Origin of the sequence: Nocardiopsis dassonvillei subsp. dassonvillei DSM 43111, assembly GCF_000092985.1 — a bacterium.
GTDB classification, from domain to species: Bacteria; Actinomycetota; Actinomycetes; order Streptosporangiales; family Streptosporangiaceae; genus Nocardiopsis; species Nocardiopsis dassonvillei.
In genome coordinates, this window is sequence record NC_014210.1 from 205,742 (window position 1) to 220,987 (window position 15,246).

Genomic DNA, 15,246 nt, shown 5'->3' on the forward strand with positions numbered 1-15,246 from the left:
GCGCCCGCCGTCCCCGCGAGGGACGGCGGGTGCTCCGTCCACAGGCCGGAACCGGGTCTGGTGCGGCGTCCGCGCGCGGCCCTAACGTGGATATCGGGGGGTCCCCAGGGGCTCCTGGCCTCGTGCTGCCCCGGCGGCACGGGACGGCGCAAAACCGAGGGCCCGCTCCGGAACTGCGCCGGAACGGGCCCTCGGTCACGACCGCTCCGCGGCGGCCGGAAGGGGACTAGCCCTCCAGGTCCTGGCTGCCCGCCGCCTTGCGCCTGCGGCTCAGGTAGAGGGCGCCGCCGCCCGCGCCGAGCGCGGCCACACCGGCGGCGACCAGGCCGACGAGCGCGCCACCGGTCACCGGCAGGCTGGGCTCGTTCTGGTCGTCGGCGGGCTCGGACGGCTTGTCGACGGGCTCGGAGGGCTCGTCGCTCGGGGTCGGCTCCGGGCTCTCGGGCTCGCTCGGCTCCTCGGAGGGCTCCTCGCTCGGCTCCTCCGTGGGGGGCGGGGTCTCGCCGCCGCCGGTCCAGGAGACCGAGGCCGAGGCGGAGACGGTGACCTCGCTGTCCTGGGCGGTGATCAGGGTCTGGGTCGGCTGGTACTCCTCCTCGCCCTTGAACAGGCGGCCGGACCGCACGGTGGCCGTGGTCTCCAGGGAGAAGGAGGCGGTGCCCTCCGCCGCGCCCTCCGGAACGGCCAGGCCGACGGTGTCACCGTTGTTGACCGTGGTGACGGGCTGGCCGGTCTCCAGGTCGACCAGCTCGACCTCGACACCCTCGGGGGCCTGGACGCTGACCTCGATGCCGTCCGCGTCGCTGGTCTCGACGAGGAACTCGCCGATCGTCTCGCCCGCGCTGCCGGAGGCCTCGCCCGGGGTGATGCTCAGGGTCGGACCGGGCTCCTGCGGGAGGTCCTGGGCTTCCCCGACCAGGTAGTCATAGACCGCCCTGACGCCGTTCGGGTCGTTCGCGGTCACCTCGGCGCCGTTGCTGAAGTGCCAGATGGCGGCCTGGGTGGCGGCGATCGCCTCTTCATCACCGAAGTGGCGGGCGTTGCCCCGATTCAGCCCCGCGTTCTCGGCGAGCTGGGCGGCGCTGACGGTCGGGTAGCTGTTCTGGAGGATCCAGTGCACCTTGCCCGGCTCCGCGAAGTCGCCCCTGCCCGGGTAGTTCGCCCAGTCGTCCTCCAGGTACCAGGCGTTGTCCTTGATCCTGGTCTCAAGGTCGATGCAGTAGGCGGTGAGGGCGGTGCCGTTCTCCAACCGGAGGTCGAAGAGACTCGTGCTCTCCATCTCACCGTTGATCCGAACGTCCACGCCGGACGCGGCGGTGGCGGGGTACTGGGCGCGGACGGAGCCCTCGTAGGTCTCCACCGGGTCGGCGGAGGCCGGAGCGGCGAGCCCGAAGGCGAGGAGCGCGGCGGCGGAGGCGGCGAGAGTCGCGCGCCCGACGGAATGGGGGAGGGACACGTACGTCACGTCTTTTCCTGTGGGTGGTCTCAAGAGGAGCCAACCGGGTCTTTCACCGGGGCCGGAACGCCGGGCGGCGGACTGGTTGGTCCGATGGGAGTTCACAGAGAGGACGTCGAGCCCTCCTGCCGGGTTGTCCGCTTCCTGCGTGGAGGACATGAATTCCGGGAGAACGTGACGGGTTCGTTCCCGGAGGCCACGAGGCGTCCGTGCCCGAGGAACACCGGGGTCTCCCGTCCCCTCGGCCGGGTCCCGGACGCCGCCCCCGGTGGTCCGGGCCTCCCGTACCCCTGCGGCGGCCCCAACCACCGGGGCCGGCGCGCTTCCTCTGGCGTGCCCCCTCCGGGCGGGGCACGGACCCCGGCGGTACGGGTTCCGGCAGCACGCGTCCTGGCGACACGGGCCCCGGCCCCACATCCTCCAGGGCCCGCTACGACGCGGCGGCCTGGGCGATGGACTGGGCGCGCCCCCGGACGTTCTGCCAGGCGATCCACTTGACCACGCGGTTGGCGACGGCCCGGTGCTTCAGGCCGTTGCGCCAGGACCAGCGCAGGCGCAGCCTGGAGCGCTCCCCCAGCGGTTCGATGAGGATCCGCAGCGCGCGTTCGCTGCCCTCCTGCGTCCAGGTGACCTCACGGCCGGGCACGCTGTGCGTGATCGACTCCCTGACCGCGTCCTCCGTGAGTCTGTTGGTCAGCTCCACGACGCCGTCCCCGAGCTGCCGCGACGAACCGGAGGCCGGATCCCACTCGCCCCGGCGCTCCGGGTCGCTGACCAGTTCCCACACCCGGCCGGCCGCCACGGGCACCTCGAGGTCGTAGTTCGTGTACTCCCACCCCTCGGGCGGCTGTTCGGCGGTGGCGTCGCCGTCCGCCGGGGACGGCTCCGGGGCCTGCGGACTCTCCGCCAACGCGCCGAGGTCGCGCCGGATCCGGTCGGTGTCCGCGCCCAGCCGGTCCAGGACCCGCCGCACCCGGCCGCCCTCGTCGTCGATCAGGGCCGTGAGCAGGGCCGCGTCACCCCCGGCCAGCGGGACGTCGTACTCGATCTCCTCCAGGCGGGGAGTGAACCGGAGCCATCCCTTCTCCTCCTCGTCGGACGGGACCGGCACGGTGACGTCGACGCCCAACAGGGCGAGGTCCTCGCGGAGGAGCCCGTCGATCGCCGCGCGCGCCTCCGCCAGGCCCACCCCGGAGTCCATGAGCAGGCGGGCCCCCGGTCCGCCGGTGACCAGCACTCCCAGGAACAGGTGCTCGAAGCCGACTTCGGTGCGGCCCGCGCGGGCGGCCTCGCGGCTCGCGGCCCCGGAGATCGCGATCCGGTCGAAGCCCCTGTTGAGGATGCTCCGTCTCGCCGACGGTTTCGTCATCGTTGTCCCCTCTTGGCTGCTTCGATGTGGCTCAACCGTTTCCCGTACTTCTTGTGGACGGCCTGACGGGTCACCCCGAGCGCGGCGGCGATGGAGCTCCATGACTCGCCCGACCGCAGCGCCTGTTCGACCTGCCGTAGCTCCAGAGAGTCGACCACCGCGCGCAGGGAGGCGACGGCGCGCAGCCCCTGCACGGGGGTCGAGGTGTCCGAGGCGGTGGCCGCCAGCTGTACCGCATCCATGGCGTCAACCTAGGTTGCGCGGCTACGGTTGTCAACCTAGGTTGCGCACTCTCGTGTTGTCAACCCGGGTTGCGCGCGTGCCGGAGCGCCCCCGCGCGACAGGCGGATTCGGTGCCCCGAACCCTTCCGGGGCCGTCCCGGGGCACGGCCGTCCGCCGTCCCCGCCGGGCAACGCGAAGGGCCCGTTTCCGTGGTCTCCCACGGAAACGGGCCCTCAGGCTCCACCGTCCTCGGACGGCGGGAGGGGTGTTAGCCCTCCAGGTCCTGGCTGTTGGCGGCCTTGCGCTTGCGGCTCAGGTAGATGGCGCCACCACCGGCGCCCAGGGCGGCCACACCGGCGGCGACCAGGCCAGCGAGCGCGCCACCGGTCACCGGCAGGGTCGGCTCGTTCTGGTCGTCGGCGGGCTCGGACGGCTTGTCGGCGGGCTCGGAGGGCTTGTCGCTCGGGGTCGGCTCCGGGCTCTCGGGCTCGCTGGGCTCGGGGGACTCCGGCTCGCTGGGCTCCGGGGACTCCGGCGGGGTCTCGCCGCCGCCCACGGTCCAGTCGGCCGAGGCGGACGCGGACACGCTGGTCTCGCCGCCCTCGGCGGTGATCAGGGTCTGGGTCGGCTGGGACTCCTCGTCCCCCTTGAACAGGCGGCCGGTCGCGACGGTCGCGCTGGCCTCCAGGGAGAAGCTGGCCTGGCCCGCCTCGGCGTCGGCCGGGACGGCGAAGCCGACGGTGTCACCGTTGCCGACCTCGGTGACGGTCTCGCCGGTCTCCAGGTCGACCAGCTGGACGCCCTCGGGGGCCTGGAGGTCCACCGGGATGGAGCTGGCGTTGGTCTGGATGAGGAACTCACCGACGGTCTCGCCGGCGGTGCCGGAGGCCGTGCCCGGCGTGATGCTCAGGGCCGGGGCGGGCTCGGCGGTCTGCGGCAGCTCCTCGGCGTTCTCGATCAGGTAGGTGTAGACCGTCCTGACAGCCTGGGAGTTGCCCTCGTCCTCGAGGTCCACGCCGTTGCTGAAGTGCCAGATCGCGGCCTGGGTGGCGCCCAGGGCGTCCCGCTGGCTCAGGCCCTCGACACCGGCGGCCGCGCCCAGCTCCTCGGCGCTCAGGGCCGGGTAGGCGTTTTGCAGGATCCAGTGGACCTTGGCGGGCGCGGCGAACTCGCCCTTGCCGGGGTAGTTGGCCCAGTCGTCCTCGTTGTAGAAGGCGCCGCCGCGGATCTGGGTCTCGAAGTCGATGCAGTAGGTCGTCAGGACCGTGCCGTCTTCGAGCTCCAGGTTGAAGAGGCGGGTGCCGATGGTTTCGCCGGTCATGCGGACGTCGGCGCCGTTCTCGGCGTTGCCGATGTACTTCCCGCGGACGGCACCATCGTAGGTCTCCGCGGGGTCCGCGGCCGCGGGGGCGGCCAGGCCGAAGGCCAGGAACGCGGCTGCGGTGGCCGCCAGGCCGGTACGGCCGACGGTGCGGGGGAGGGAGGAGATACTCAAATTGTGTCCCGGTGTGTTCTAGGGGTAACCGGATGGAAGGATGTCCGCCCAAAGGACGACGGGAACCGATGGGACGGACGGCGGTGGCCACGGTGCGACGGTCGCCGGAGGGAAAAACCGGTGCCGCCTGCTGCGTTCACCCGTTCCGGGGGGTCACCACGTCGGGGTCGGATCGTGGCGCCGTGTGGGGTGGGCGCGATCTTCCGGTGGGGCTCGCTGTGACGCGGGAGCCGGTCGCGCTTGCCGTGGGGGCCAACGCTCGCCTGATACTAGCGATCCCCTTCGCTACTTCCAAGCTGGTTCGCGGAAAATGTGACCGGATACGGGCAGGAAAAAATTCCTCGCAGGTAGATCCGCATTATGTCCAAAAGCTATGCAACGAAATCGGGACTTCCGCGTCCCCCAGCGCGGTCAGTCGCGTCGTTTACGTCCCACAACCAGGATGATCAGGCCGGATACCACCAGGGCCCCCGCGATCACCAGCAGCCCGGACAGCCAGGTTCCGGTGAGGGCCAGATCGTCCTCGGGGATTCGGTCCTCCGCTGTGGGAGATACCTCCTCGGCGGGAACCTCCTCCTCGACGGCCTCCTCGGTGGCGGGGGGTTCCTCCTCCGGCACGGGCTCCGGGCTCGCCGCGGCCACCGGCTCCTCGGTCTGCTCCGGGTGCCACGTGAACGTCGCGGTGGCCGAACTCGTCGCCGAACCCGCCTCCGCGGTCACCAGGGACCGGGTGCGCACGCCGTCCCTGCCGGTGAACAGGCGCCCCTGCGGCAGCGGGAAGTCCCGGCCGTGCAGGTGCAGGGTCGCCACGCCCGCCGGGACCGACGGGTCCACGTCCAGGAAGACCCGCTCGCCGTCGCCCAGCTGCGTGACCTGCTCCCCGTCCGCGTCGACCAGCCACGACGCCGGGGCGCCGCGCACCGACACCGACACCGGCTCCGCTCCGGAGCTGTGCACGGTCAACGGCCCCAGCGGCTCCTCGGGGGCGACCGCCTCCACGTGGGACGGCGACACCGCCAGGGACCGGGAGACGGTGTTGTCCGGCGCGGACGCGCTGCCCTCCACCAGGTGGTCGTACAGCGCCATGACGCCCGGGTCGTTGGCGCCGGGGTCCGGCCGCACCCCCTCCAGCACGTGCCACAGGGCGGCCTGGGTGCCCGCGATCGCCCGTGCCTCGTCCAACCGGGGCAGGTCGCTCCCCTCCAGCAGGGACTCCAGACCGACCGTCGGATAGGAATGGGAGACGATCCAGTCCGCCCGGTCGGCGGGATCCGTTTCCTGCGGGGTTTCGGTCCACTCCGGAACGTCCGACCACGCTGACTCCACGTAGGCCGCGTACGGGTGGACCTCCTCGTCCGCGGTCACCGTGTAGGCCCGGACCGAGGCGTGTTCGGCCACGCGCAGGCTGAACAGCGCCGTGTCGGCCTCCCGGCCGTCGGCGAGCACGAGCGGCGCGCCCTCGACGGGGTCGCGGTCCACACGTGAGAAGTCGTCGGCGCTGGCCGCCGGGGCGCCCAGCAGGGTGCCGATCAGGGCCGAGGTGGAAAGCAGCGCGGCGTACCGACGCAGGATGCCGGACATGCTCGTGCGCTCCCGTGAGAAGGCGGCGGCCGCAGTGCGGGGCCGCCGGCGAAATCGTCTTCCTGGGCCACCCAGACTAACGGTCCGGCACCCGGTGGCAGCGGACATTCCCCTGACAGCGTCCCAATCGTGTACTGGCCGTGATGTCCGGTGACCCGGCCGTGACTCCGCTGTCGGGCACCCCACTCCCGCGCGCTCGGTAGGCTGAGCTGGAAGGTATGTCGTCTACGGAAGCGGGTTTGCGGCGATGGCCCACGCGGTACGTCCCAGTTCTGCCACGAACAGCGGTCCTGCGCCGGTGGCCTACGAGCAGGCACTGGCCAGGTACGAGCCCGTGCTCGGCCTGGAGACCCACATCGAGCTGGGCACCGCCTCCAAGATGTTCTGCTCCTGCCCCACCGCGTTCGGCGCCGCCCCCAACACGCAGGTGTGCCCGGTCTGCCTGGCGCTGCCCGGCTCCCTGCCGGTCGTCAACGAGAAGGCGGTCGAGGGCGCCATCCGGCTGGGCCTGGCGCTGAACTGCTCCATCGCCCCCTGGGGCAGGTTCGCCCGGAAGAACTACTTCTATCCGGACATGCCGAAGAACTACCAGATCTCCCAGTACGACGAGCCGATCTGCGTCGACGGCCACCTCGACGTCACCGTCGACACCCCCGACGGCCCCCGCGTGTTCCGCGTGGACATCGAGCGGGTCCACATGGAGGAGGACACCGGCAAGACCTCCCACGTGGGCGGGGCCACCGGCCGCATCCACGGCGCCGACTACTCCATCGTCGACTACAACCGCGCGGGCATCCCGCTGCTGGAGATCGTGACCAGGCCCGTCACCGGCACCGGCGACCTGGCGCCCCTGGTGGCCCGCGCCTACGCCGCCGAGCTGCGCGACCTGGTCCGCTCCCTGGGCATCTCCGACGTGCGCATGGAGGAGGGATCCATGCGCTGCGACGTCAACGTCTCCATCAACCCGCGCGGCGCCTCGGAGTGGGGCACCCGCAGCGAGACCAAGAACGTCAACTCGCTGCGCTCGGTCGAGCGGGCCGTGCGCTCGGAGATCGAGCGCCAGGCGGGTGTGCTCGACGCCGGGCAGAAGGTCGTGCAGGAGACCCGCCACTTCCAGGAGAACACCGGCCGCAGCATCTCCGGCCGCTCCAAGGAGGAGGCGCAGGACTACCGCTACTTCCCCGACCCCGACCTGGTGCCCGTCGCGCCCTCCGAGGAGTGGGTGGAGGAGCTGCGCGCCACCCTGCCGGAGCTGCCCGCCGCCAAGCGCGCCCGGATCCGCGCCGAGTGGGACCTCACCGACACCGAACTGCGCGACCTGGTCAACGCCGACGCCATCGACCTGGTCGCGGCGACCGTGGCCGAGGGCGCCCCGTCGGCCGAGGCCCGCAAGCTGTGGCTCAACGAGCTGTCGCGCCGCGCCACCGAGCAGGAGGTGGAGCTGGCCGCCCTGCCCATCACCCCGGCGCAGGTCGCGCGCGTCATCGCCCTGGTCGCCGAGGGCACGCTCACCAACAAGCTCGCCCGCCAGGTGGTGGAGGGCGTGCTGGCCGGTGAGGGCGAGCCCGACGCCGTGGTCGAGGCCCGCGGCCTCAAGGTGGTCAGCGACGACGGCGCCCTCGGCGCGGCCGTGGACGAGGCCATCGCCGCCAACCCCGACGCGGCCGACAAGGTGCGCGGCGGCAAGGTCGCCGCGGCCGGAGCCCTGGTGGGCGCAGTGATGAAGGCGACCCGGGGCCAGGCCGACGCGGGACGCGCCCGCGAGCTCATCCTGGCCAAACTCGGCGCGAGCTGATCCGTTACGGCGGCCTCCGTGCGGCACCGGGCCCGTGTGCCCGGCGCCCTCCGTCCGTCCCCCCCCGCGGCGGACGGCCGTTCCGGGGAGGCCGTACTGTCTGTCACCCGGTTCGTCCCGTTCTGTCGGTGCCGGGTGGCACCCTGCATGGGCCGTGGGCTGCCGGGTAGGCGGGAGGGGCCCGGGACCCGCTTCCGGGAACCGCGCCGTGCCCGGAGAACGGGGGCGGATGCCCCGCGGGGCCGCGACGCGCCGGGGCGGGTACCGGAGGGGCGGGAGTCGGACATCACTGTGGGTGATGGTTCTGTCGTCATCTCTCATCCGGTCCTCAATCGCTGTGTGACCTTGGTTGCGTAGGGTTGCGACGCACGGGGACGTGTACGGTCCCCCGGGCCGTTCCGCCACCGGGCCCGTCCCAGTCCCGCGAGATCCTGGGCGGCAGACGCGGTGCCGGGTGCTGTGCCGCGCCCGGACTCGAACGACGCGAGGTGGGTGCTCCATGTCCGAGGAGAGAGCGTGACCGCGGCAGGACGCCGCGTCGACCGTGACGCGCCCGCTGGGAGGTCGGTGATGGGAACCCGGGCACGCCGCCTGTGGATCGTGGCCCTGGTGGCGCTGTTCCTGCTCTACCTGGTGGGGACCCTCGTCCCCTCGGCGCAGGACAGCGTGACCGCCGCGCTCGGCGAGTGGCCCACGTCCGTCGCGGCCGGGGCCGCCGGACTGTCGCTGCTCTACGCCTCGCGCCGCTGGGCGGCCACCGGCGCCGACCGGGACGCCCACGCCGACGGCGCGGACGGACCCTCCGCCCTGCGCCACCTCGGCTTCGCCGCGCTCGCCTGGTGCGCGGGTGGCGTCACTCACGGTCTGATCCGCCTGTTCAGCTCCGCCACGGCACTGTCGCTCACTCTGGGTGACCTCTTCGCCCTCGCGGCCCTGCCACTCTTCGTGATCGGTTTCACCAAGTTCGCGCCGTGGCCGGGCGGCCTGCGGACCGCCGTGCGCCACGTCACCGACAGCTACGTGTGCGCCGCCGCGGTCTTCTCCGTGGTCTGGCTGCTGCTGTTCTCCCCGCTCTACCAGGAACTCGGGGAGGGCGCCGGGTTCCTCGGCTTCGCCCTGGTCTACCCGGTCGCCGACATCGTCGTGCTGTGCCTGCTCGTGCCGCTGGTCTTCATGTCTCCGCACAGCACGCGGCGCGCGGTGCTGGTGGCCATCGGCGCCCTCATCGTCATCGCCGGGGCGGACATCCTCGGCGCGCTCACCCGCCTGACCGGCCCGCCCTTCCTCGGCGGGGTCGAACACCCGGTCAGGTTCCTGGGCTTCGCCCTGCTGGGGGCCCTGCCGTGGCTCGTGGAGCACCGGCCCGGCACCGACCCGCGCCGGATCACCGGCCGGGGGCTCTACCGGTTCGCGCCCGAACTCGCCGCGATCGGCGCCGTGTTCGCGGCCGCCGTGGTGCTGACCGTGGCGGGGGTCCGCCTGGTCGGGGTGGCGCCGGTGCTGCCGCTGGCCGCGGGCACCGCGGTGGTGGTGCTCCTGGTGCGCATGGTGGGCATGCTGGAGGAGAACGCCACGCTCTCCCGGATGGTGCGCAACCGCGAGGTCCACTTCCACGAGCTGGCGCGCAACAGCGGCGACGTCATCCTCGTACTGGACCGCGACGGCGGCGTGAACTACGTCAGCCCGGGCACGGCCGAGGCCTTCGGCTACCGTCTCGACGACGTGCTCGCCGCCCCCGTCACCGCGCTCATCCACCCCGAGGACCTGGGGCGCACCAAGGCCGTCACCGACCTGTTCTCCGAGCGCGGCGCGCAGGGGGTGCACATGCGGCTGCGGGTGCGGGCGGCCGACGGGACCTGGCGGCACACCGAGTCCACCATGTCCCTGTACGAGCAGCCGGGTGAGCCCGACCGGCTGCTGGTGACCACCCGCGACATCAGCGCGCAGGTGGCGCTCCAGGACGAGGTGGAGCACCTGACGTTCCACGACGGTGTGACCGGCCTGCCCAACCGCGCCTACCTGGAGGAGCGGGCCAGCGACGTCCTGGCGCACCGGGTGATCAACGAGGAGCCCGCGGGCGAGGTCGCGGTGATCTTCCTGGACCTGGACGGGTTCACGGCGGTCAACGACTCCGCCGGGCACGTGCGCGGCGACCACCTGCTCGGCCAGGCGGCCCGCAGGCTGCGCGGCGAGGTGGACTCCGACGCGACCCTGGCGCGCTGGGGCGGCGACGAGTTCGCGGTGCTGGTCGAGAACGTGCCCCGGGTCCAGCGGGTGGTGGACCTGGCCGAGCGCCTGGGGAGGGTGATCGCCTCGGAGCCGTTCCCGGTCGCCGACCGGGACATCATGCTGACCGCCAGCATCGGCGTGGCCTTCGCCGAACAGGTCACCGACAGCGGCGAGCTGCTGCGCAACGCCGACGTGGCCATGACCCGCGCCAAGGAGCGAGGGGCGGGCCACGTGGAGGTGTACGCCGCGCACATGCACGACACGGTGGTCTCGCGCCTGGAGCTCCAGATCCGCCTGCGCGAGGCGCTGGCCAAGGACGAGTTCTTCCTGGAGTACCAGCCCGTCGTGGACCTGGGCAGCTCCCAGGTGACCTCGGTGGAGGCGCTGGTGCGCTGGGACCGCGACGGCGAGAGGGTCGGCCCGGAGGACTTCATCGGCGCGGCCGAGGAGTCGGGCCTGATCGTGCCGCTGGGCGAGCGGATCCTGCGCGAGGCCTGCGAGAAGGTCGCGGTGTGGCGGCTCTCGGACTGGGACATCGGCCTGTCGGTGAACCTGTCGGTCAAGCAGGTGCTGTCGCCGCGCTTCGTGGAGTCGGTGGCGGGGATCCTCGCCGAGTCGGGGCTTCCGGCCGAGGTGCTGACCCTGGAGGTGGACGAGGAGGTCCTGCTCGACGACGGCGGGGAGGCCGTGCAGCGCCTGGGCGAGCTGCGCGAGCTGGGCGTGCGGCTGGCCATCGACGACTACGGGATGGGCTACGCGTCCCTGGCGCACCTGCGCAGGTTGAGCGTGGACGCGATCAAGATCGACCCGTCGTTCGTGGCGGACCTGGGCCGCGACGACACGGTCACGCTGCTCACGCACACGATCATCCAGCTGGGGCGCGACCTGGGGGTGCAGGTCGTGGCCGAGGGCATCGAGCGCTCCGAGCAGCTGGAGCAGCTGCGCGCCATGGGCTGCGACCACGGCCAGGGGTTCCTGGTGGCCCGGCCCATGCCCGCGAGCGGTGTGGAGTCACTCGTCGGCGGCGAGGCCGGGGTCAGCCTCTGACCGGACGGAACGCCGCCCGCGGCCCTGTCCGCGGCCGCCCCAGGCTCCCCGGAGGAGACCATGGCCGCGCGGCCGCGGGTTCCGGGCCGGACCGGTCGGCCGCCCTTCCGGGAGGGCGGATCGGGGGAACCCCCGGCCGCCGCCCGTGCGGTGTGCGTCACACGAAACCGGGGTGGCTTGTCAGCATTCGCCCAGTTCGTAGGGGTTGTCACGTCATCGGGCGAGGCCGCATGCTGACATTGACGTCTCAATATATGAGACAATATGTCGTTCTGGTTGACGGGTGCCCTCTCCGTCGGCCAATGTGGTCAGCATGCAGAGCAACTCCCTGATTCTCGTACTTGGTCGGCGCGCAGCCCGCTGAGTTTCCTCTGCTGCGCGCCACCCCTCAACCGCCGTCGGCGGTGGGGGTTTTTTTATTGCCAGGCCCAGAGTCAGACCCACCAGGCCAGAGCCCCCGTGCCGCTCTGACCCTCGCTGAAGGATCTTGAGATGACCGAGCAGATGACCGGCGCCCAATCGCTGATCAGGTCGCTGGAACAGGTCGGCGTTGACACTGTCTTCGGGATTCCCGGCGGCGCCATCCTCCCGGCCTACGACCCGCTCTACGACTCGGCCAAGGTGCGCCACATCCTCATGCGCCACGAGCAGGGGGCCGGTCACGCCGCCGAGGGCTACGCCTACGCCACCGGCCGTCCGGGGGTGTGCATGGCCACCAGCGGGCCCGGCGCCACCAACCTGGTCACCCCGCTCGCCGACGCGCACATGGACTCGGTCCCGATGGTCGCCATCACCGGCCAGGTCGCCTCCCCGATGATCGGCACCGACGCCTTCCAGGAAGCCGACATCTGCGGCATCACCATGCCGATCACCAAGCACAACTTCCTGGTCAAGGACGTGCGGGAGATCCCGCGGATCGTCGCCGAGGCCTTCCACATCGCCTCCAGCGGACGCCCCGGCCCCGTCCTGGTCGACATCTCCAAGGACGCCCTGCAGAACTCCGCCGAGTTCGTCTGGCCCGAGCGCCTCGAACTGCCCGGCTACCGCCCGGTCACCAAGCCGCACGGCAAGCAGGTCCGCGAGGCCGCCCGCATGATCGCCGAGGCCCGGCGCCCGGTGTTCTACGTCGGCGGCGGCGTCCTGCGCGCCGGCGCCTCCGCCGAGCTGCGCGTCCTGGCCGAGCTCACCGGCGCCCCCGTCGTCTCCACCCTGATGGCCCGCGGCGTCTTCCCCGACAGCCACCCGCAGTCGGTGGGCATGCCCGGCATGCACGGCGACGTCGCCGCCGTCGGCGCCCTCCAGAAGGCCGACCTCATCGTCGCCCTGGGCGCGCGCTTCGACGACCGCGTCACCGGGCGCCTGGACAGCTTCGCCCCCGACGCCAAGATCGTCCACGCCGACATCGACCCGGCCGAGATCTCCAAGAACCGCCACGCCGACGTGCCCATCGTCGGCGACTGCCGCGAGGTCCTCGCCGACCTGGTCGTGGCCGTGCGCGCCGACCAGGAGAAGGGCCGCCAGGGCGATTACGAGGCCTGGTGGCAGCAGCTCAACCGCCTGCGCAACACCTACCCCAAGGGTTACGAGGCGCCCGAGGACGGCAGCCTGTCCCCGCAGGCCGTCATCGAGCGCCTGGGCAAGGTCGTCGGCCCGGAGGCCACCTACGTCGCGGGCGTGGGCCAGCACCAGATGTGGGCCGCCCAGTTCATCGACTACGAGCGCCCCGGCTCCTTCGTCAACTCCGGCGGCCTGGGCACCATGGGCTTCTCCGTCCCCGCCGCGCTCGGCGCCAAGGTCGGCGACCCCGACCGGACCGTGTGGTCGGTCGACGGCGACGGCTGCTTCCAGATGACCAACCAGGAACTGGCCACCTGCGCGATCGAGGGCATCCCGGTCAAGGTCGCCGTGGTCAACAACGGCAACCTGGGCATGGTCCGCCAGTGGCAGACCCTGTTCTACGAGGGCCGCTACTCCAACACCGACCTCCAGACCTCCCCGCGCGACGAGAAGGTCCGCATCCCCGACTTCGTCCGCCTCGCGGAGGCGTACGGTTGTGTCGGCCTGCGCTGCGAGCGAGCCGAGGACATCGACGCCACCATCGAGAAGGCCATGGCGATCGACGACGCCCCCGTCGTCGTGGACTTCACCGTCAACCACGACGCCATGGTCTGGCCGATGGTCGGCCCCGGCGTCAGCAACGACAACATCCAGTACGCGCGCGACATGGCGCCGAACTGGGAACACGAGGACTAAGAGGAACAGGCGGAACCACCATGAGCAGTCACACGCTTTCCGTTCTGGTGGAGGACACCCCGGGTATCCTCGCCCGCGCCTCCGCCCTCTTCTCCCGTCGAGGCTTCAACATCGACTCGCTCAGTGTGAGCAACACCGAGTACCCAGGACTGTCCCGGATGACAATCGTGGTCAACTGCGACCTCCACCCCTTGGAGCAGGTGACCAAACAGCTCAACAAGCTGGTCAACGTCGTCAAGATCGTGGAGATGGACACCACCGCGTCGGTCCGGCGCGAGCTCCTGCTCGTCAAGGTCAAGGCCGACGCGTCCAGCCGCACCCACGTGCTACAGACGGCCGAGCTGTTCCGCGCGCACGTCGTGGACGTCAGCCCGGACGTCGTCGTCATCGAGGCCACCGGCGACCCCGAGAAGCTCGATGCCCTGGTCAGGAACCTGGAGCCGTTCGGCATCCGGGAACTCGTCAAATCAGGGCTGGTCGCCCTGGGACGCGGACCCCGGTCGATCACCGACCGATCCCTCCGCACGGTCGAGCGCAGCGCGTAGCGGTGACCTTCGGTTCACCGCTCCCGCTGGTGGACCCGGGGCCCGGGCGCACGGACCCCACCGCGTCCCACACGAAACCGAGAAACAAGGAGCAACCCCAAGTGGCAGCACAGATGTACTACGACGACGCCGCGGACCTCTCGCTCATCCAGAGCAAGAAGGTCGCCGTGATCGGCTACGGCAGCCAGGGCCACGCGCACGCGCTGTCGCTGCGCGATTCGGGCGTGGACGTGCGGATCGGCCTCGCCGAGGGGTCCAAGAGCCGGGCCAAGGCCGAGGAGGAGGGCCTGCGCGTCCTCACCCCCGCGGAGGCCACCCGCGAGGCCGACGTCATCATGATCCTGGTCCCCGACCACATCCACCGGGACCTGTACGCGGCCGAGATCGCGCCGAACCTGGAGGCGGGCAACGCCCTCTTCTTCGGCCACGGCTTCAGCATCCGCTACGGCCTCATCACCCCGCCCGAGGGCGTGGACGTGGCCATGGTCGCCCCCAAGGGCCCGGGCCACCTGGTCCGCCGCCAGTACGAGGCCGGGCGCGGCGTGCCCTGCCTGGTCGCGGTCGAGAAGGACGCCAGCGGGCAGGCATGGGACCTGGCGCTGTCCTGGGCCAAGGGCATCGGCGGCACCAAGGCCGGCGTCATCAAGACCACGTTCACCGAGGAGACCGAGACCGACCTGTTCGGTGAGCAGGCCGTCCTCTGCGGCGGCACCGAGGAGTTGGTCAAGGCCGGTTTCGCCACCCTGGTCGAGGCGGGCTACCAGCCGGAGATCGCCTACTTCGAGTGCCTGCACGAGCTCAAGCTCATCGTGGACCTCATGTACGAGGGCGGCATCTCCAAGATGAACTGGTCGGTCTCGGACAACGCCGAGTACGGCGGCTACACCCGCGGCCCGCGCCTGATCACCGAGCAGACCCGCCAGGAGATGCGCAAGATCCTCGGCGAGATCCAGGACGGCTCCTACGCCAAGGAGCTCATGGAGGAGTTCGACGCCGGGCAGCCGACCTTCACCAAGCGCCGCGAGGCCGAGCAGAACGAGCAGATCGAGAAGGTGGGCGCCGAGCTGCGCCCGCTGATGAGCTGGCTCAAGGCCTAGGCAGTGCTTTTTGGGGGCTCCGCTCCGCTTCGCCCCGTGCTCGGGACCCGGTGAACCACGGGGACGGGCGGCCCTTGGCCACCCGTCCCCGTCGGGCTTCCCTACCTCGCCGGTAGACTTCCGACCAGCCGTCACCCCCGATCCGGGCAGCGCCCA

General features: G+C 71.7%; 10 protein-coding genes. 5 read left to right on the plus strand and 5 right to left on the minus strand.

The features are described from left to right. Nucleotides 1-226 precede the first annotated feature (226 nt). From NDAS_RS00835 to NDAS_RS00855, 5 genes are all read right to left on the minus strand, one after another. Nucleotides 227-1,465, minus strand: coding sequence for a thioester domain-containing protein (locus NDAS_RS00835; protein ID WP_013151221.1), 1,239 nt, complete (start codon nt 1,463-1,465; stop codon nt 227-229). A 421-nt stretch (nt 1,466-1,886) separates the two neighbouring features. After that, on the minus strand, nt 1,887-2,825 hold the full coding sequence (locus NDAS_RS00840; RefSeq protein WP_013151222.1) for a Clp protease N-terminal domain-containing protein: 939 nt from the start codon (nt 2,823-2,825) through the stop codon (nt 1,887-1,889). After that, nucleotides 2,822-3,067 carry a hypothetical protein gene (locus NDAS_RS00845; RefSeq protein ID WP_013151223.1) on the minus strand — a complete coding sequence of 82 codons (246 nt, stop codon included), beginning with the start codon at nt 3,065-3,067 and terminating at the stop codon, nt 2,822-2,824. Before NDAS_RS00845 ends, NDAS_RS00840 begins: the two co-directional genes overlap by 4 nt. A 249-nt stretch (nt 3,068-3,316) precedes the next feature. After that, nucleotides 3,317-4,543: a thioester domain-containing protein gene (locus NDAS_RS00850; RefSeq protein WP_013151224.1), complete on the minus strand. Its 1,227-nt coding sequence runs from the start codon at nt 4,541-4,543 to the stop codon at nt 3,317-3,319. A gap of 411 nt (nt 4,544-4,954) precedes the next feature. Further along, complete coding sequence (locus tag NDAS_RS00855) at nt 4,955-6,124, minus strand: thioester domain-containing protein (protein ID WP_013151225.1); 1,170 nt, start codon at nt 6,122-6,124, stop codon at nt 4,955-4,957. Nucleotides 6,125-6,422: 298 nt separating this feature from the next. Between NDAS_RS00855 and gatB the strand changes: the two genes are divergently transcribed. From gatB to ilvC, 5 genes are all read left to right on the plus strand, one after another. After that, nucleotides 6,423-7,919, plus strand: coding sequence for an Asp-tRNA(Asn)/Glu-tRNA(Gln) amidotransferase subunit GatB (gatB, locus tag NDAS_RS00860; RefSeq protein ID WP_013151226.1), 1,497 nt, complete (start codon nt 6,423-6,425; stop codon nt 7,917-7,919). A gap of 570 nt (nt 7,920-8,489) precedes the next feature. Further along, nucleotides 8,490-11,195, plus strand: a complete 2,706-nt coding sequence (locus tag NDAS_RS00865) for a putative bifunctional diguanylate cyclase/phosphodiesterase (RefSeq protein ID WP_013151227.1) — start codon at nt 8,490-8,492, stop codon at nt 11,193-11,195. Nucleotides 11,196-11,687: 492 nt separating this feature from the next. Further along, nucleotides 11,688-13,448, plus strand: a complete 1,761-nt coding sequence (locus NDAS_RS00870; protein WP_013151228.1) for an acetolactate synthase large subunit — start codon at nt 11,688-11,690, stop codon at nt 13,446-13,448. Between the two features lie 20 nt (nt 13,449-13,468). Then, complete coding sequence (gene ilvN, locus NDAS_RS00875) at nt 13,469-13,993, plus strand: acetolactate synthase small subunit (RefSeq protein ID WP_013151229.1); 525 nt, start codon at nt 13,469-13,471, stop codon at nt 13,991-13,993. 101 nt (nt 13,994-14,094) lie between these two features. Next, nucleotides 14,095-15,090: a ketol-acid reductoisomerase gene (ilvC, locus tag NDAS_RS00880; protein WP_013151230.1), complete on the plus strand. Its 996-nt coding sequence runs from the start codon at nt 14,095-14,097 to the stop codon at nt 15,088-15,090. Nucleotides 15,091-15,246: the final 156 nt, after the last annotated feature.